We start from the raw sequence: 17,031 nt of genomic DNA on the forward strand, positions 1-17,031 counted from the left end.
GATAAATGAATTCAACAATCTGGTTGGCGCTTGCTCTGGTATTAGTCCTCGAAGGGCTGGGACCGATGCTGTATCCCGGCGCATGGAAAAAAATGGTTTCGGCACTGGCGCAACTGCCGGAAAATGTTTTACGTCGTTTTGGCGGCGGACTTGTGGTTGCGGGAGTTGTGGTCTACTACATGTTGAGGAAAACGATTGGCTGAGCAAAAAGTGGTCGGATTTGCCGCAGATTGAGTGCAAAAAGTGCTGTATATCTGAAAAAGCGATGGTAGAATCCATTTTTAAGCAAACGGTGATTTTGAAAAATGGGTAACAACGTCGTCGTACTGGGCACCCAATGGGGTGACGAAGGTAAAGGAAAGATCGTCGATCTTCTGACTGAACGGGCTAAATATGTTGTACGCTACCAGGGCGGTCACAACGCAGGCCATACTCTCGTAATCAACGGTGAAAAAACCGTTCTCCATCTTATTCCATCAGGTATTCTTCGCGAGAATGTAACCAGCATCATCGGTAACGGTGTTGTGCTGTCTCCGAGCGCGCTGATGAAAGAGATGAAAGAACTGGAAGACCGTGGCATCCCCGTTCGTGAGCGTCTGCTGCTGTCTGAAGCCTGTCCGCTGATCCTTGATTATCACGTTGCGCTGGATAACGCGCGTGAGAAAGCGCGTGGCGCGAAAGCGATCGGCACCACCGGTCGTGGAATCGGGCCTGCTTATGAAGATAAAGTGGCACGTCGCGGTCTGCGTGTTGGTGACCTTTTCGACAAAGAAACCTTCGCTGAAAAACTGAAAGAAGTGATGGAATATCACAACTTCCAGTTGGTTAACTACTACAAAGTTGAAGCGGTTGATTACCAGAAAGTTCTGGATGATACGATGGCTGTTGCCGACATCCTGACTTCTATGGTTGTTGACGTTTCGGACCTGCTCGACCAGGCGCGTCAGCGTGGCGATTTCGTCATGTTTGAAGGTGCGCAGGGTACTCTGCTGGATATCGACCACGGTACTTATCCGTACGTAACTTCTTCTAACACCACTGCAGGTGGCGTGGCGACCGGTTCCGGCCTGGGCCCGCGTTATGTTGATTACGTTCTGGGTATCCTCAAAGCTTACTCCACTCGTGTAGGTGCAGGTCCGTTCCCGACTGAGCTGTTTGATGAAACCGGCGAGTTCCTCTGCAAGCAGGGTAACGAATACGGCGCTACTACCGGCCGTCGTCGTCGTACCGGCTGGCTGGACACCGTTGCCGTTCGTCGTGCGGTACAGCTGAACTCCCTGTCTGGCTTCTGCCTGACCAAACTGGACGTGCTGGATGGCCTGAAAGAGGTGAAACTCTGCGTGGCTTACCGTATGCCGGATGGTCGCGAAGTGACTACCACTCCGCTGGCAGCTGACGACTGGAAAGGTGTAGAGCCGATTTACGAAACCATGCCGGGCTGGTCTGAATCCACCTTCGCCGTGAAAGATCGTAGCGGTCTGCCGCAGGCGGCACTGAACTACATCAAGCGTATTGAAGAACTGACCGGCGTGCCGATTGATATTATTTCTACCGGCCCCGATCGTACTGAGACGATGATTCTGCGCGACCCGTTCGACGCGTAATTGATGGATGATGCCCGGTAACGCTACGCTTACCGGGTCTATGATGAGTACGCATTTGTTGGCCGGATAAGATGCTTTGCATCACCCTTCGGTTCAAATGCGTCATTGTTCCCCGCTTTTTTCCTTCCTGAACCGAAATAAATTAGCAGCCTGACAGGTGGCTGGTTTATCATCAATACAGATAAGTTATATCCCGTTTTCCCTTTTCCTGAGGTTGATGTGCAGTTAACGAGTTTCACCGATTACGGCTTACGTGCGCTAATCTATATGGCGTCGTTACCAGATGGACGAATGACCAGCATTTCTGAGGTGACAGAAGTCTACGGCGTGTCCCGTAATCATATGGTCAAAATTATCAATCAGCTTAGCCGGGCGGGCTTTGTCACCGCCGTTCGGGGAAAAAATGGCGGTATCCGCCTGGGTAAACCGGCTAATACTATTTGTATTGGCGATGTGGTGCGTGAGCTGGAACCCTTATCACTGGTCAACTGTAGCAGCGAGTTTTGCCACATCACCCCTGCCTGTCGTCTGAAACAGGCGCTTTCTAAGGCCGTGCAGAGTTTTCTCAAGGAGCTGGATAACTACACGCTTGCCGATTTGGTTGAAGAGAATCAACCGCTTTATAAATTATTACTGGTGGAGTGAAGTAAACTTCATTAGAGATGACAATGGAGGAACCTCAATGTCACAAGATCCTTTCCAGGAACGCGAAGCAGAAAAATACGCGAATCCTATCCCGAGCCGGGAATTTATCCTCGAACATTTAACGAAACGTGAAAAACCGGCCAGTCGCGAAGAACTGGCCGTAGAACTGAATATTGAAGGCGAAGAGCAGCTTGAAGCCTTGCGTCGCCGTCTGCGCGCGATGGAACGCGACGGACAACTGGTCTTTACCCGCCGCCAGTGCTATGCGCTGCCGGAACGCCTCGACCTGCTGAAAGGCACCGTGATCGGTCATCGTGACGGTTACGGTTTCTTACGTGTCGAAGGCCGCAAAGACGATTTGTATCTTTCCAGCGAGCAGATGAAAACCTGTATTCATGGCGATCAGGTGCTGGCGCAGCCGCTGGGCGCCGATCGTAAAGGTCGCCGCGAAGCGCGTATCGTCCGTGTACTGGTACCGAAAACCAGTCAGATAGTCGGGCGTTATTTCACCGATGCGGGCGTCGGCTTTGTAGTGCCGGACGACAGCCGTCTCAGCTTCGACATTCTTATCCCGCCAGAAGACGTCATGGGCGCGCGGATGGGGTTCGTGGTCGTGGTTGAACTGACCCAACGTCCAACTCGCCGTACTAAAGCGGTAGGGAAAATCGTCGAAGTGCTGGGCGACAATATGGGCACCGGTATGGCGGTTGATATGGCGCTGCGTACCCATGAAATACCCTACATCTGGCCGCAGGCGGTAGAGCAGCAGGTCGCCGGGCTGAAAGAAGAGGTGCCGGAAGAGGCGAAAGTCGGTCGTGTCGATCTGCGCGATTTGCCGCTGGTCACGATTGATGGCGAAGATGCCCGTGACTTTGACGACGCGGTTTACTGTGAGAAAAAACGCGGCGGCGGCTGGCGTTTGTGGGTCGCTATTGCTGACGTGAGCTATTATGTACGGCCGCCAACGCCGTTGGATCGCGAGGCGCGCAATCGCGGCACGTCGGTTTACTTCCCGTCACAGGTTGTCCCAATGTTGCCGGAGGTGCTCTCCAACGGCCTGTGTTCGCTAAACCCGCAGGTTGACAGGCTGTGTATGGTCTGTGAAATGACCATCTCGGCGAAAGGTCGGCTGACCGGCTACAAATTCTATGAAGCGGTGATGAGCTCCCATGCGCGTCTGACCTATACCAAAGTCTGGCATATGCTGCAGGGCGATCAGGATCTGCGTGAACAATATGCGCCGCTGGTGAAGCATATTGAAGAGCTGCACAACCTCTACAAAGTGCTGGATAAAGCGCGTGAAGAGCGCGGGGGGATCTCGTTTGAGAGCGAAGAGGCGAAGTTTATCTTTAACGCCGAACGTCGCATTGAGCGTATCGAACAGACCCAGCGTAATGACGCGCATAAGCTTATCGAAGAGTGCATGATCATGGCGAATATCTCGGCGGCGCGCTTTGTCGAAAAAGCTAAAGAGCCGGCGCTATTCCGTATTCATGATAAACCCACCACCGAAGCGATCACCTCATTCCGCTCCGTACTGGCGGAGCTGGGGTTGGAGCTGCCGGGCGGAAATAAACCGGAGCCGCGCGATTATGCCGAACTGCTTGAATCGATTGCCGACCGGCCGGACGCCGAAATGCTGCAAACTATGCTGCTGCGTTCAATGAAGCAGGCGATTTACGATCCGGAAAACCGCGGGCACTTTGGCCTGGCGTTGCAGTCTTATGCACACTTTACCTCGCCGATTCGCCGCTATCCGGATCTTTCTTTGCACCGCGCCATTAAGTACCTGCTGGCGAAAGAGCAAGGGAACAAGGGCAACACCACAGAAACGGGCGGTTATCACTACTCGATGGAAGAGATGTTGCAGCTCGGCCAACACTGTTCGATGGCGGAACGCCGCGCTGATGAAGCGACGCGTGATGTCTCCGACTGGCTGAAATGTGACTTTATGCTGGATCAGGTAGGCAACGTCTTTAAGGGCGTGATTGCCAGTGTCACCGGTTTCGGCTTCTTTGTCCGTCTTGATGAACTGTTTATCGATGGGCTGGTACACGTTTCCTCACTGGATAACGATTACTATCGTTTCGATCAGGTAGGGCAACGCCTGATTGGCGAGTCCGGCGGCCAGACATATCGCCTGGGCGACCGGGTCGAGGTACGCGTCGAAGCGGTGAATATGGACGAACGGAAAATTGACTTTAGCCTGATCTCCAGCGAGCGCGCACCGCGTAACGTCGGCAAAACGGCGCGTGAAAAAGCGAAAAAAGGTGAAAGTAAAAACGCCGGTAAACGTCGTCAGGTAGGTAAAAAAGTTAACTTCGAGCCTGATAGCGCCTTCCGCGGCGAGAAAAAAGCGAAGCCGAAAGCAGCGAAAAAAGACGCGAGAAAAGCAAAAAAGCCATCGGCTAAAACGCAGAAAATAGCCGCAGCGACCAAAGCGAAGCGTGCGGCGAAGAAAAAAGCGGCAGAGTGAGCAATACCCTCTTCAAACAGAAGAGGGTGAATTATCTGTAGGCCGGGCAAGCGTAGCGCCCCCGGCAAAACGTAAACAATGAGTACATTAATGAGCGAAATGATTTACGGCATCCACGCAGTGCAGGCCCTGCTGGAGCGCGCCCCTGAACGTTTTCAGGAAGTCTTTATTTTAAAAGGCCGTGAAGATAAACGTCTGTTGCCGCTGATTCACGCCCTTGAGTCCCAGGGCGTGGTTATCCAGCTGGCAAACCGCCAATATCTCGACGAGAAAAGCGACGGTGCCGTGCATCAGGGCATTATCGCTCGCGTGAAACCAGGCCGGCAGTATCAGGAAAACGATCTGCCGGATCTGATCGCATTACACGATCGCCCCTTTTTGTTGATCCTCGATGGCGTCACCGATCCGCATAATCTTGGCGCCTGTCTGCGCAGCGCCGATGCCGCTGGCGTACATGCGGTAATCGTGCCGAAAGACCGCTCCGCGCAACTTAACGCGACGGCGAAGAAAGTCGCCTGCGGCGCAGCGGAAAGCGTGCCGTTGATCCGCGTCACCAACCTGGCGCGCACGATGCGCATGTTGCAGGAAGAGAATATCTGGATTGTCGGGACGGCGGGCGAGGCTGACCATACGCTGTATCAGAGCAAAATGCCTGGCCGCATGGCGCTGGTCATGGGCGCAGAAGGTGAAGGTATGCGTCGTCTGACCCGTGAGCACTGCGATGAGCTGATCAGCATTCCTATGGCTGGTAGCGTGTCGTCGCTGAATGTCTCTGTGGCGACCGGGATTTGTCTGTTTGAAGCCGTTCGCCAGCGCACCTGACGCTAATAGTATTTTTTAAGAAAAAACCATCCATAATCGGATGGTTTTTTTTTATCTTTGGCTGGTAATATAAAAAGCAAAACCCACCCTGTAATTTCTTTTATTTATAAAAAAGAGATAGAGATAATAATATGGCATGGACTCCACGGACGCTGGCGGATGCGTTAAACAACATCGCCGAATTAGATATTGATATAGAAAATAATGAATCTTCATTAATAATAAAAATGAATGATTATGGCGATTTACCACTGGCGGTTTTATTTACCTCGCAACAAATAGTTATCGAAACTTATATTTGTCCGGTAAATACGATTAGAGATACCGCGGAATTTAATCTTTTCTTACTGAGAAATCAGAAGGTTTTACCGCTGTCTTCGGTCGGTATTACCCAGGTAAAACAGGAGGAATATTATGTCGCTTTTGGCGCGTTGTCGTTAAATTCGTCGCTTGCCGACGTGACGCTGGAAATCACCACGCTTGTAGAAAATGCGTTGGATATCGCTGAAATAACACAAGTCTATTCACAGGAATAATACAGGCGGCTTACATGGGAATTTTAAAAAGTTTGTTCACGTTAGGTAAATCATTCGTTGCTCAGGCAGAAGAAGCCATTGATGAAGCACAGGGTGTACGTATGCTGGAGCAGCATATTCGCGACGCAAAAGCCGAGCTGGATAAAGCGGGTAAATCCAGAGTGGATTTATTGGCGCGGGTGAAGTTAAGCCATGACAAGCTGAATGATTTACGTGAGCGTAAAGCCAGCCTTGAAACACGGGCGTTGGCGGCAATGAGTAAGAATGTCGACGCCGCTTTACTCAACGAAGTGGCGGAAGAAATAGCCCGTCTGGAAAATGCCATTCTTGCCGAAGAACAGGTGCTGACTAATCTGGAAGCCTCTCGCGATGCGGTGGAGAAGGCCGTAACGGCGACAGGCCAGCGGATTGCGCAGTTTGAGCAGCAACTTGAAGTGGTTAAGGCGACAGAAGCCATGCAGCGCGCGCAGCAGGCGGTGACGACGTCGACCGTCGGAGCCGCGTCGAATGTGTCTACGGCGGCGGAGTCGCTTAAACGTTTACAAACGCGTCAGGCTGAACGCCAGGCCCGGCTGGATGCCGCCGCGCAGCTGGAAAAAGTCGCCGATGGACGCGACCTGGACGAAAAACTGGCGCAGGCCGGTATTGGCGCAACCAACAAAAGCTGCGCCCAGGATGTGCTGGCGCGCTTGCAGCGTCAACAAGGCGAGTAATGCTCTTTACATGGATGGTCAAAACCTGCCAGCGGCATTTGTCCAGACTGACCTGGCCTGTTTATCGGGCAGTATCTGCTTTGTTATCGGTAGCGCGAAAGCGCGCTACCGTGCTGAGCTCGTCGCTTTCATACGAGACGGCACATGAATGCGCGATCTCAAATGGCATTATGCCTAACGACAATCGCATTCTGGCTGAAGAGGTCGCATGGCAAGAGATAGAGGTTCCCCTATGATGCAATTTTTTCAGCGTTTGCTCGGTAAAACAAGCGCGCCAGCGCCGATTCGCGGACCATTAGGATTACATCTTAACGCCGGTTTCACGCTGGATACGCTGGCATTTCGGCTACTGGAGTCGTCGTTGCTGGTGGAGCTACCGGGTGAAAAATACACTGTCGCGGCAGTTAGTCGCATAGATTTAGGCGGCGGCAGTCAGATTTTTCGCTACTACACCTCTGGCGATGAGTTTTTGCAAATTAACACCACTGGCGGCACAGATGTTGACGACATTGATGACATCAAACTTTTTGTATATGAGGAAAGTTTCGGTATTAACGAGGAACGTCACTGGCGTTCAGCCATTGCGCCAGCGGCAATAGGGCCGATGACGCTCAACTGGCAAGAACGGCGCTGGCAGCGCTTTTTTAACCATGAAGAGCCGGGCAATATTGAACCTGTCTATATGCTGGAAAAGGTTGAAAATCAGCAGTCAGAGAAATGGGACGTTCACAATTTTACGATGGGCTTCCAGCGCCAGGTGATGGACGACGCCTGGGAGTATCTTCTATTGAACGGGGAAGAATCATTTAACGAGCGCGGTGAGCCTGAATGGGTGTTTTCACGCGCCCTCGGCGTGGATATCCCGCTCACCTCACTGACGGTTATTGGTTAAGCACATACAGGGAAATTATGCATATACTGGACGCATTACTGGCTTTCTGCGCCTATTTTTTTATTGGCGCGGCAATGGTCATCGCATTTCTTTTTATTTACTCAAAGATAACACCGCATAATGAATGGCAGTTGATAAAAAATAACAATACTGCGGCATCGCTGGCCTTTAGCGGTACGTTGCTGGGCTATGTCATCCCCTTATCCAGCGCGGCGATAAACTCGGTCAGCATCCCGGACTATTTTGCCTGGGGCGGCATTGCGCTGGTGATTCAGCTGCTGATTTATGGCTGCGTAAGGTTATACATGCCTACGCTGAGCGAAAAAATTATTCATCACAACGTGGCGGCGGGGCTATTTATGGGAACCGCAGCGCTGGCTGGCGGTATTTTTAACGCTGCCTGTATGACATGGTAACGGAAGATCATGGCAAAAAAACGAAAATCCAGAAGCACATCCGGCGTAGGCCATTCGGCAATAAGACGGATAGCCGAACCGGTTAATCCCTTTGAGCGGCAACGAAATCGCTACACGCCAAAATGCCTGACGCTGGCGATTATGGGCGGAGCGGCCTTTTTTCTCCTGAAAGGGTGCGGTGATGGCGGCAATACTGACAACGACGGCGATGGGACGTTTTACGCCACGGTGAACGACTGTATTGACGATGGCAATAGCGCCAGCGTTTGCGCTGACGGCTGGAATAATGCGAAAACAGAATTTTACGCGAATGTGCCTAAGCAATTGACGCAGGAGAGCTGTCAGTCGCAGTTTGGCGATTGCTACTTTGATAGCACCGATCGGAGTTGGGTTCCGGTATTAAGCGGCTTTTTGCTCAGCCGCGCGATTCGTCAAAACCGTGACGAACAATACATCTATAGCAGCGGTGGTTCATCCTACGCCTCCCGTCCCGTCTGGCGCACCACATCCGGCGATTATGCGTGGCGCAGCGGTACAGGGAAAAGCGATACCGCGACCAGCCCTGGTTATACGACACGGAAAGCGTCCACCGTCTCCCGCGGCGGCTATGGCCGTTCTTCCAGCGCCCGCGGGCACTGGGGAGGCTAACCATGCTACGACATAACGTACCGGTACGCCGGGATCTGGATAAGATCGCCTGCGATCACGGTTTTGACTTTCATGTTATCGATAACGAAATTTACTGGGATGAAAGCCGGGCCTACCGTTTTACATTACGGCAAATTGAAGAACAGATCGAAAAACCGACCGCAGAGCTTCATCAGATGTGTCTGGAGATTGTCGAGCGGGCCGTCCGGGATGAGCAGATCATGCAGCAGCTGGCGATCCCGCCATTGTACTGGGATGTCATCGCCGAAAGTTGGCGCAGCCGCGATCCTTCGCTTTACGGGCGGATGGATTTCGTCTGGTGCGGCAAAGATCCGGTTAAATTGCTGGAATACAATGCGGATACGCCGACGTCGCTCTATGAGTCCTCCTACTTTCAATGGCTATGGCTGGAGGATGCCCGTCGTAGCGGCGCCATTCCGCGTGATGCCGATCAATACAACGCGATACAGGAGCGGCTGATCGCCCGCTTCAGCGAGCTGTACAGTCGGGAACCGCTCTACTTTTGCTGTTGTGAAGATACCGACGAAGATCGCACGACGGTGCTGTACCTTCAGGATTGCGCGCAGCAGGCGGGCCAGGAAACGCGATTTATCTATATTGAAGAACTGGGGCTTGGCGTAGGCGGCGTGCTGACCGATCTGGACGATAACGTGATTCGCCGCGCCTTTAAGCTCTACCCGCTGGAATGGATGATGCGCGACGACAACGGCCCGCTGCTGCGAAAACGGCGAGAGCAATGGATTGAGCCATTGTGGAAAAGTATTCTGAGTAACAAAGGGCTGTTGCCGTTATTGTGGCGCTTTTTCCCAGGCCATCCGAATCTGCTGCCGGCCTGGTTTGAGGGCGAAAAATCGCTCGCAGCGCCAGGTGAAAGCAGCGTGCGGAAGCCGATTTATTCACGTGAAGGCGGCAACGTCACGATTTTCGACGAGCGGCAAAATGTTATCGATCATGCCGACGGCGACTACGCTGACGAGCCGATGATTTACCAGGCGTTTCAGCCTTTGCCGCGCTTTGGCGATAGCTATACGCTGATTGGCAGTTGGATCATTGACGATGAAGCCTCCGGAATGGGGATTCGCGAGGACAATACGCTAATTACCAAAGACACTTCCCGTTTCGTCCCACATTATATTGCCGGTTAATCATACTTTTGTGATCTTGCTCCGGCGTCAATGGCGCAGTCATGACCATACTTGACTTCAGCGCCATTGAAGGAGGGAGACACCATGTCCTGGCAAACACATACCGTCTTTAATCAACCTGCTCCGCTCAATAACAGTAACTTATTCCTGTCTGATGGCGCGCTGTGTGAAGCGGTTTCCCGGGAAGGCGCGGGATGGGATAGCGATCTTCTCGCCAGCATTGGCCAACAACTGGGAACGGCGGAATCACTGGAACTGGGGCGTCTGGCGAACGCGCATCCTCCTGAGTTGCTGCGTTACGATCCCCAGGGACAGCGTTTGGATGACGTTCGCTTTCACCCCGCCTGGCACCTGTTGATGCAGGGGCTTTGCGCTAATCGGGTACATAACCTGGCCTGGGAGGAAGAGGCAAGGGCGGGAAGTTTTGTCGCCCGGGCGGCGCGTTTTGTATTACATGCTCAGGTAGAAGCGGGAACACTCTGTCCTGTCACGATGACCTTTGCCGCGACGCCGTTGCTATTGCAGATGCTTCCCGCCACTTTCCATGACTGGCTGGCGCCGCTGCGCAGCGATCGCTACGATTCTCATTTGCTGCCGGGCGGGCAAAAACGGGGCCTGCTTATCGGCATGGGAATGACGGAAAAGCAGGGCGGATCGGACGTACTCAGTAATACGACCCACGCGGAGCGGCTGGCGGATGATTCATATCGGCTGGTGGGACATAAATGGTTTTTCTCTGTGCCGCAAAGCGATGCGCACCTCGTGCTGGCGCAGGCAAAAGGAGGACTATCCTGTTTCTTTGTGCCGCGTTTCCTGCCAGACGGGCAACGGAACTCTGTTCGTCTTGAACGCCTGAAAGATAAACTCGGTAATCGATCTAATGCCAGCGCCGAAGTCGAGTTTCAGGATACCGTCGGCTGGCGGCTGGGAGAAGAGGGCGAAGGGATTCGGCAAATCTTAAAGATGGGCGGTATGACGCGTCTTGATTGCGCGCTCGGGAGTCATGGCTTAATGCGGCGCGCATTTTCAGTCGCCATTTACCATGCTCATCAGCGTCAGGCTTTTGGTAAGCCGCTGATCGAACAACCGTTGATGCGACAAACCTTAAGTCGTATGGCGCTATGCCTGGAGGGGCAGACGGCGCTTTTGTTTCGGCTGGCGCGCGCCTGGGAGCAACGTCGCGAGGCGAAAGAGGCATTATGGGCGCGATTATTCACGCCAGCGGCGAAATTCGCCATCTGTAAGCAGGGAATCCCTTTTGTGGCTGAGGCGATGGAGGTTCTCGGCGGGATGGGGTATTGCGAAGAGAGCGAACTCCCGCGCCTGTACCGTGAAATGCCGGTGAACAGTATCTGGGAAGGTTCCGGCAATATCATGTGTCTGGATGTACTGCGGGTGCTGACAAAACAACACGGCGTCTATGACGTATTGAGTGAAGCTTTTGCGGAAGTCAAAGGTCAGGATCGCCATTACGACCGCGCGGTACGCCAGCTACAGCAACGTTTACGCAAACCGGACGAAGCAATGGGCAGAGAGATTACGCAGCAGCTTTTCTTGCTGGGATGCGGAGCGGAAATGCTGCGTCATGCCTCGCCGCCGCTGGCGCAAGCGTGGTGTCAGATGATGCTGGATACACGCGGCGAAATGCCGCTGCCTGCCCAGGTGCAAAATGATTTACTGTTAAGGGCGACCGGGGGACTGCGGTAACGTTTGACCTGTAGTACATGCCATCCGGCGCGAGCCACGCGGCATCAGGCATAGAGTATCGCCTGTACGCGCCAGTTATCCGACTGTTGTTCTTCATACATTTGAATAATTCTGTACCAGGACGCACCCTGTTCGTCGGCTTTCAGGGCGATAATCCGCTCCACATCCTGTGGGTTTCCTGCAATATTACTGACCGAGATCAGGCCGATTTCATTCAGACCCGTTACGCAGTCAGCACTGGCGAATTCGGCAGACTGTGCCGTCGTACTCACCAGTCCGGCAGAAAGCAGCAGTGAGGATAAGGCAAGTTCTTGTTTCATCGTCAGCTCCTTATTACATACCCCGCATTTAACAGGACGCTCCATCACGGTAAACCTGTTTGTGTATTGTGCACAGGTAAACGCATAGGGGCGCAAAGCAATGTAAAACTGACTAAAAATCAATCTACTGTTATTGACGATACAAAATGGCTTGTGAATACCACTGGCCGGTTACAACCGTTTCATCAACCATTAAGATAACGTAATAATCGGCTTTCGCAGCGACGGCTTTCGCTCTGATTTCATCTATTGCATCATCCGGGGAGCCCCGAACCAGCGCGCTTACGGTCCCCATCCGCTGTAGTCCTTGCGTTTGATCGCGACGGATTTCCTGCGGGTGATCGGCGACAGGCGGTGCAGGTTGCGGCGTACCCTGCAGCACGCTACACGCGCTTAATAACAGCGCTGCTATCAATGAAGCAAACCGACGCATAACTCTATCTCGTTTCCTGATAATCATAGTGTAATGCCTTATTGATTTCCCTTTAGGGGGAATGTTCCCGAAGTGTTACCTGTCACGCGATTTTCGAATGAAAACGTTGCGAAAGCGTAACCCAGTTCTCAAACATTATGAATTATTGCGCTATCCATAAACTTGCGTTAAGTATTTCTCCGTGGCATACCGGATAAAAAGGAGAGAATAATGATAGCGATTGAAACACGACAATTAGCCGGAGGCGTCGTACTACATGCCTTCCCGGAAGGGAAACGCGCCGTGCCGCTTCCCTGTGTGGTGTTCTATCATGGCTTCACCTCCTCCAGCCTGGTTTATAGTTATTTTGCCGTTGCCCTGGCACAGGCAGGATTCCGGGTAGTCATGCCGGATGCGCCGGAGCATGGCGCTCGCTTCGGCGGCGACTCACAGGGACGGATACACCGATTCTGGCAGATTCTGCACCAAAACATGCAGGAATTTACGACGTTACGTGCGGCGATTCAGGCGGAAAACTGGCTACTTGACGGGCGGTTAGCGGTGGGCGGCGCATCCATGGGCGGTATGACGGCGCTGGGCATTATGACGCGTCACCAAGAGGTAAAATGCGGGGCCAGTTTAATGGGGTCGGGCTATTTTACCGGGCTCGCCCGGACGCTTTTCCCGCCGTTATCCCCGCAGAACCCGGTACAGCAGGCGGAATTCGACAATATCATTGCGCCGCTACGTGAATGGGAAGTCACACACCAGTTAGAGCGACTGGCCGACAGGCCGCTTCTGTTGTGGCATGGTCAGGAGGATGACGTGGTGCCTGCTATCGAAACCTTCCGGCTCCAGCAGGCACTCGCCGGGGCGAAGCTGGATAAGCATGTGACCTGTTTATGGGCCGCAGGCGTGCGGCATCGCATTACGCCAGAAGCGTTGTCGGCGACGGTAGCGTTTTTCCGACAGCATCTTTAAACGCGGAGTATGCTTACACCCTGGGCTTCAAGCTGTTGCAAAACTTGCGGATTGGCATTTTTGCCGGTAATCAGCATAGCGATCTGATCGGCGCGGCTGAACAGCATTCCCGCGCGCTCGCCAATTTTACTGCTATCGACCAGCGCGACCAGTTTCCCGACGACGCTGAGCATTTTTTGTTCCGCCATGGCGGTTAGCATATCGGTCTTGTACAGGCCATCCGCGGTTAAGCCCTTTCCGCTGGTAAACATCCAGTGGCCCGCATAGAGACTGTTTTCACTTCCCTGCGGGCTCAGGGTAATCGACTGGCTTTTATTATACTGACCACCCATGATAATCACGCTTTCATGCTCTTGATCGATCAGATAATTCGCCAGCGGCAGATAGTTGGTAATGATCTGTACCGGCTTCCCGCACATTTCGCGCCCCAGCAGGAAAGCGGTGGAGCCGCAGTTAATCACTACGCTTTCACCCGGGTTTACCAGCTGCGACGCCGCTTTCGCGATGCGTACTTTTTCATCGTGGTTTTGCGCCTGGTGCAGATTCATCGGCGTCCAGCGGGGCCGCTGTTGGGTAATGGCCTCTGCGCCGTTGCGCACTTTTTTAAGTTTCCCGCTTTCGTCGAGCTTGTTGATGTCGCGGCGCGCTGTCGCCGGGGAGATCCCCAGACGCTCAATCACGTTTTCGACGGTAACAAAGCCCAACTGTGCCAGCATATCCAGCAGTATTTGATGTCTTTGTGCTTCAGTCATGAGCTATTCCGATACAAATTGATTTGAAAAGATGATATTTGAAATAGCCTGGAAATACTAAAGTAAATGGAAAAAATGCCGGGTAATCCCGGCATGATATCGACTCACAGGAAGGATTTGAACGGTAGATCGGGTTCAATGGTAAAGCAATCGTCAAACCCACGCGGATAGTGGTATTCGAAATTGTCTTTATCCAGCGGCCAGGTAAACTTGCCGCCAACCTGCCAGATAAACGGTTTAAAACCATACTTCAGGCGATCTTTCTTCATTTCCCATAGCACGCGGATCTCTTGCGGATCGGCCTGGAAGTTCGACCAGATATCGTGATGGAACGGGATCACCACTTTGGTATTCAGCGATTCCGCCATGCGTAAAATATCCGCGCTGGTCATTTTGTCCGTAATACCGCGTGGGTTTTCACCGTAAGAACCGAGCGCGACATCAATTTGATGTTCGTTGCCGTGTTTCGCGTAGTAGTTGGAATAGTGAGAATCGCCGCTGTGATAGAGATTGCCGCCCGGCGTTTTAAACAGATAGTTAACCGCGCGTACATCCATGCCGTCCGGCAGTACGCCAGCGGCTTTCTGATCGGCAGGCAGGGTGATTAATGCGGTACGGTCAAAGGCATCAAGCGCATGAATTTCAATATCTTTCACTTTCACGACATCGCCCGGTTTTACCACGATGCAGCGTTCTTTCGGCACGCCCCAGCCAACCCATAAATCCACGCAGGTCTGCGGGCCGATAAACGGAACATCATCGGCGCAATTCTGCATTACGGCAGCCGCGACATTGACGTCAATATGATCGTTATGGTCGTGGGTCGCCAGTACGGCGTCAATCTGACGGATAGCGAAAGGATCGAGAACAAACGGCGTGGTGCGCAGGTTAGGCTGTAATTTTTTGACGCCAGCCATACGCTGCATCTGATGGCCGGTTTTCATCAACGGGTTACCGTGGCTCTGTTTACCGGTACCGCACCAGAAATCGACGCATACGTTAGTGCCGCCTTCAGATTTTAGCCAGATACCGGTACAGCCCAGCCACCACATAGCGAACGTACCCGGCGCGACCTGCTCTTGCTCAATCTCTTCGTTCAGCCAGCTTCCCCACTCCGGAAACGTGCTCAGAATCCATGATTCACGCGTGATGCTTTGTACTTTACTCATCGCATTTACCTTCATGTTTGTTCAAAATAGTTCAAAACGTGATTTGTTTTGATTAATCCTGACACTATTTTCTCAAGAAGGCAATGGGCTATTTTTTGACTTTTGGGTAGGGGAGAACGCAGCCAGAAGAAAACTTAATCTTTTCTGGCGTCATGGGGATGTATTCATCTTTATGATTTTACTTATTTTAATGAAGAAATGAGTTATTTATAAGTAAACCATGTATTAAGTGTGCTAATTATTTGCGCGCTACGTCACATTTAATCAAATTCAATCTTGTTGTGATTACTTTTGAAAATTACAGTGGAGGGACATTATTCTGAGCGCCTGCGACTCAGCAACCTTGTCTACCGGAGATCGTTATGGAGATCCTCTACAACATCTTTACCATTTTTTTTAATCAGGTAATGACCAATGCCCCGCTATTACTGGGTATTGTGACCTGCCTGGGCTATATCCTGCTGCGTAAAAGCGTCAGCGTGATCATCAAAGGGACGATCAAAACCATCATTGGCTTCATGCTGCTACAGGCCGGGTCCGGCATTCTGACCAGCACCTTTAAACCGGTGGTGGCGAAAATGTCTGAGGTTTACGGCATCAACGGCGCGATTTCCGATACCTATGCTTCGATGATGGCAACGATCGAGCGGATGGGTGATGCGTATAGTTGGGTAGGCTACGCGGTGTTGCTCGCGCTGGCGCTGAATATTTGTTACGTCTTGTTGCGACGCATTACCGGTATTCGCACCATCATGTTGACCGGGCACATCATGTTCCAGCAGGCGGGGCTGATTGCGGTCTCTTTCTATATCTTCGGCTATTCCATGTGGACCACCATTATCTGCACGGCGATACTGGTTTCCCTGTACTGGGGTATTACCTCCAACATGATGTACAAGCCGACTCAGGAAGTGACGGACGGCTGCGGTTTCTCCATCGGTCACCAGCAGCAGTTTGCTTCCTGGATTGCCTATAAAGTCGCGCCGTTCCTGGGCAAAAAAGAGGAGAGCGTTGAAGATCTCAAACTGCCGGGCTGGCTGAACATTTTCCACGACAACATCGTCTCCACGGCGATTGTAATGACCATCTTCTTTGGTGCCATTCTGCTCTCCTTCGGTATCGACACCGTGCAGGCGATGGCGGGCAAAGTGCACTGGACGGTCTACATCCTGCAAACCGGTTTCTCCTTTGCGGTGGCGATTTTCATTATTACTCAGGGCGTGCGTATGTTTGTCGCCGAGCTCTCTGAGGCCTTTAACGGTATCTCCCAGCGTCTGATTCCGGGCGCAGTACTGGCGATTGACTGTGCGGCTATTTATAGCTTCGCGCCTAACGCGGTGGTCTGGGGCTTTATGTGGGGCACCATCGGCCAGCTGATTGCGGTTGGCATCCTGGTTGCCTGCGGCTCCTCGATCCTGATTATTCCTGGCTTTATCCCGATGTTCTTCTCTAACGCCACTATCGGCGTGTTCGCTAACCACTTCGGCGGCTGGCGTGCGGCGCTGAAGATTTGTCTGGTGATGGGGATGATCGAAATCTTTGGTTGCGTCTGGGCGGTGAAACTCACCGGTATGAGTGCCTGGATGGGCATGGCGGACTGGTCGATTCTGGCACCGCCGATGATGCAGGGCTTCTTCTCCCTCGGTATCGCCTTTATGGCCGTCATCATTGTAATTGCACTGGCTTATATGTTCTTCGCTGGCCGCGCACTGCGCGCAGAAGAAGATGCAGAAAAACAACTGGCAGAACAGTCTGCTTAATAAGGAGTTTTG

At 52.5% G+C, this 17,031-nt stretch carries 18 protein-coding genes and 1 pseudogene; 15 read left to right on the forward strand and 4 right to left on the reverse strand.

Translation table 11 applies throughout. The features are described 5' to 3' along the window. Positions 1 to 5 precede the first annotated feature (5 nt). From ACLD4F_RS15955 to ACLD4F_RS16015, 13 genes and pseudogenes are all read left to right on the forward strand, one after another. Positions 6 to 203 (forward strand): DUF2065 domain-containing protein, encoded by a 198-nt coding sequence (locus ACLD4F_RS15955; protein WP_001089290.1) that lies wholly within the window; start codon positions 6 to 8, stop codon positions 201 to 203. Positions 204 to 305: 102 nt separating this feature from the next. Beyond that, the gene (purA, locus tag ACLD4F_RS15960; RefSeq protein WP_411010927.1) at positions 306 to 1,604 is read left to right on the forward strand and encodes an adenylosuccinate synthase; all 1,299 of its coding nucleotides are present in this window, start codon (positions 306 to 308) and stop codon (positions 1,602 to 1,604) included. A 219-nt stretch (positions 1,605 to 1,823) separates the two neighbouring features. Next, positions 1,824 to 2,249 carry a nitric oxide-sensing transcriptional repressor NsrR gene (nsrR, locus tag ACLD4F_RS15965; RefSeq protein WP_001177632.1) on the forward strand — a complete coding sequence of 142 codons (426 nt, stop codon included), beginning with the start codon at positions 1,824 to 1,826 and terminating at the stop codon, positions 2,247 to 2,249. 37 nt (positions 2,250 to 2,286) lie between these two features. Beyond that, a complete protein-coding gene (gene rnr / locus ACLD4F_RS15970) occupies positions 2,287 to 4,725 on the forward strand; it encodes a ribonuclease R (RefSeq protein WP_000076357.1) in 2,439 nt (812 codons plus the stop codon). Positions 4,726 to 4,815: 90 nt separating this feature from the next. Then, positions 4,816 to 5,547, forward strand: a complete 732-nt coding sequence (rlmB, locus tag ACLD4F_RS15975; protein ID WP_001293274.1) for a 23S rRNA (guanosine(2251)-2'-O)-methyltransferase RlmB — start codon at positions 4,816 to 4,818, stop codon at positions 5,545 to 5,547. 131 nt (positions 5,548 to 5,678) lie between these two features. Next, the gene (locus ACLD4F_RS15980; protein WP_000312605.1) at positions 5,679 to 6,083 is read left to right on the forward strand and encodes a YjfI family protein; all 405 of its coding nucleotides are present in this window, start codon (positions 5,679 to 5,681) and stop codon (positions 6,081 to 6,083) included. 14 nt (positions 6,084 to 6,097) lie between these two features. Then, a complete protein-coding gene (locus ACLD4F_RS15985; RefSeq protein WP_023195857.1) occupies positions 6,098 to 6,796 on the forward strand; it encodes a PspA/IM30 family protein in 699 nt (232 codons plus the stop codon). Next, positions 6,796 to 6,883, forward strand: a pseudogene (locus ACLD4F_RS15990) (hypothetical protein); the annotation flags it as partial. The gene ACLD4F_RS15985 and the pseudogene ACLD4F_RS15990, both read left to right, overlap by 1 nt. 121 nt (positions 6,884 to 7,004) lie before the next feature. Continuing rightward, a complete protein-coding gene (locus tag ACLD4F_RS15995; protein ID WP_076727908.1) occupies positions 7,005 to 7,688 on the forward strand; it encodes a YjfK family protein in 684 nt (227 codons plus the stop codon). A gap of 17 nt (positions 7,689 to 7,705) precedes the next feature. Further along, complete coding sequence (locus ACLD4F_RS16000) at positions 7,706 to 8,104, forward strand: DUF350 domain-containing protein (protein WP_000547736.1); 399 nt, start codon at positions 7,706 to 7,708, stop codon at positions 8,102 to 8,104. Between the two features lie 9 nt (positions 8,105 to 8,113). Then, complete coding sequence (locus ACLD4F_RS16005) at positions 8,114 to 8,752, forward strand: DUF1190 domain-containing protein (protein ID WP_024797780.1); 639 nt, start codon at positions 8,114 to 8,116, stop codon at positions 8,750 to 8,752. 2 nt (positions 8,753 to 8,754) lie between these two features. Further along, complete coding sequence (locus tag ACLD4F_RS16010; RefSeq protein ID WP_000943942.1) at positions 8,755 to 9,918, forward strand: glutathionylspermidine synthase family protein; 1,164 nt, start codon at positions 8,755 to 8,757, stop codon at positions 9,916 to 9,918. A gap of 84 nt (positions 9,919 to 10,002) precedes the next feature. Next, positions 10,003 to 11,625, forward strand: a complete 1,623-nt coding sequence (locus tag ACLD4F_RS16015; protein WP_079981355.1) for an isovaleryl-CoA dehydrogenase — start codon at positions 10,003 to 10,005, stop codon at positions 11,623 to 11,625. A 44-nt stretch (positions 11,626 to 11,669) separates the two neighbouring features. On the opposite strand, the gene yjfN is transcribed toward ACLD4F_RS16015, so the two are convergent. After that, the gene (yjfN, locus tag ACLD4F_RS16020) at positions 11,670 to 11,945 is read right to left on the reverse strand and encodes a DUF1471 family protease activator YjfN (RefSeq protein WP_001542902.1); all 276 of its coding nucleotides are present in this window, start codon (positions 11,943 to 11,945) and stop codon (positions 11,670 to 11,672) included. A 130-nt stretch (positions 11,946 to 12,075) separates the two neighbouring features. Continuing rightward, entirely contained in the window at positions 12,076 to 12,405 is a 330-nt protein-coding gene (gene bsmA, locus ACLD4F_RS16025; protein ID WP_000586836.1) for a biofilm peroxide resistance protein BsmA, read from the reverse strand. Between the two features lie 183 nt (positions 12,406 to 12,588). Between bsmA and yjfP the strand changes: the two genes are divergently transcribed. Continuing rightward, on the forward strand, positions 12,589 to 13,338 hold the full coding sequence (gene yjfP, locus ACLD4F_RS16030) for an esterase (RefSeq protein WP_076727921.1): 750 nt from the start codon (positions 12,589 to 12,591) through the stop codon (positions 13,336 to 13,338). On the opposite strand, the gene ulaR is transcribed toward yjfP, so the two are convergent. Together ulaR and ulaG are read right to left on the reverse strand one after the other, a co-directional pair. Continuing rightward, positions 13,335 to 14,090, reverse strand: a complete 756-nt coding sequence (gene ulaR / locus ACLD4F_RS16035; RefSeq protein ID WP_000133620.1) for an HTH-type transcriptional regulator UlaR — start codon at positions 14,088 to 14,090, stop codon at positions 13,335 to 13,337. The genes yjfP and ulaR overlap by 4 nt on opposite strands. 104 nt (positions 14,091 to 14,194) lie before the next feature. Further along, on the reverse strand, positions 14,195 to 15,259 hold the full coding sequence (gene ulaG / locus ACLD4F_RS16040) for an L-ascorbate 6-phosphate lactonase (protein ID WP_000049161.1): 1,065 nt from the start codon (positions 15,257 to 15,259) through the stop codon (positions 14,195 to 14,197). 362 nt (positions 15,260 to 15,621) lie between these two features. On the opposite strand from ulaG, the gene ulaA reads away from it, so the two are divergent. Then, positions 15,622 to 17,019, forward strand: a complete 1,398-nt coding sequence (gene ulaA, locus ACLD4F_RS16045) for a PTS ascorbate transporter subunit IIC (protein WP_000404876.1) — start codon at positions 15,622 to 15,624, stop codon at positions 17,017 to 17,019. Positions 17,020 to 17,031: the final 12 nt, after the last annotated feature.

Origin of the sequence: Salmonella sp. 741265050_HSA, assembly GCF_046569445.1 — a bacterium.
GTDB lineage: Bacteria > Pseudomonadota > Gammaproteobacteria > Enterobacterales > Enterobacteriaceae > Salmonella > Salmonella enterica.

Excerpts from the sequence above, each read along its gene's own strand:
- ACLD4F_RS15955 (WP_001089290.1), top strand. The coding sequence starts at position 6 with ATGAATTCAACAATCTGGTTGGCGCTTGCTCTGGTATTAGTCCTCGAA.
- purA (WP_411010927.1), top strand. The coding sequence starts at position 306 with ATGGGTAACAACGTCGTCGTACTGGGCACCCAATGGGGTGACGAAGGT.
- rnr (WP_000076357.1), top strand. The coding sequence starts at position 2,287 with ATGTCACAAGATCCTTTCCAGGAACGCGAAGCAGAAAAATACGCGAAT.
- rlmB (WP_001293274.1), top strand. The coding sequence starts at position 4,816 with ATGAGCGAAATGATTTACGGCATCCACGCAGTGCAGGCCCTGCTGGAG.
- ACLD4F_RS15980 (WP_000312605.1), top strand. The coding sequence starts at position 5,679 with ATGGCATGGACTCCACGGACGCTGGCGGATGCGTTAAACAACATCGCC.
- ACLD4F_RS15985 (WP_023195857.1), top strand. The coding sequence starts at position 6,098 with ATGGGAATTTTAAAAAGTTTGTTCACGTTAGGTAAATCATTCGTTGCT.
- ACLD4F_RS15995 (WP_076727908.1), top strand. The coding sequence starts at position 7,005 with ATGGCAAGAGATAGAGGTTCCCCTATGATGCAATTTTTTCAGCGTTTG.
- ACLD4F_RS16000 (WP_000547736.1), top strand. The coding sequence starts at position 7,706 with ATGCATATACTGGACGCATTACTGGCTTTCTGCGCCTATTTTTTTATT.
- ACLD4F_RS16005 (WP_024797780.1), top strand. The coding sequence starts at position 8,114 with ATGGCAAAAAAACGAAAATCCAGAAGCACATCCGGCGTAGGCCATTCG.
- ACLD4F_RS16010 (WP_000943942.1), top strand. The coding sequence starts at position 8,755 with ATGCTACGACATAACGTACCGGTACGCCGGGATCTGGATAAGATCGCC.
- ACLD4F_RS16015 (WP_079981355.1), top strand. The coding sequence starts at position 10,003 with ATGTCCTGGCAAACACATACCGTCTTTAATCAACCTGCTCCGCTCAAT.
- yjfN (WP_001542902.1), bottom strand. The coding sequence starts at position 11,945 with ATGAAACAAGAACTTGCCTTATCCTCACTGCTGCTTTCTGCCGGACTG.
- bsmA (WP_000586836.1), bottom strand. The coding sequence starts at position 12,405 with ATGATTATCAGGAAACGAGATAGAGTTATGCGTCGGTTTGCTTCATTG.
- yjfP (WP_076727921.1), top strand. The coding sequence starts at position 12,589 with ATGATAGCGATTGAAACACGACAATTAGCCGGAGGCGTCGTACTACAT.
- ulaR (WP_000133620.1), bottom strand. The coding sequence starts at position 14,090 with ATGACTGAAGCACAAAGACATCAAATACTGCTGGATATGCTGGCACAG.
- ulaG (WP_000049161.1), bottom strand. The coding sequence starts at position 15,259 with ATGAGTAAAGTACAAAGCATCACGCGTGAATCATGGATTCTGAGCACG.
- ulaA (WP_000404876.1), top strand. The coding sequence starts at position 15,622 with ATGGAGATCCTCTACAACATCTTTACCATTTTTTTTAATCAGGTAATG.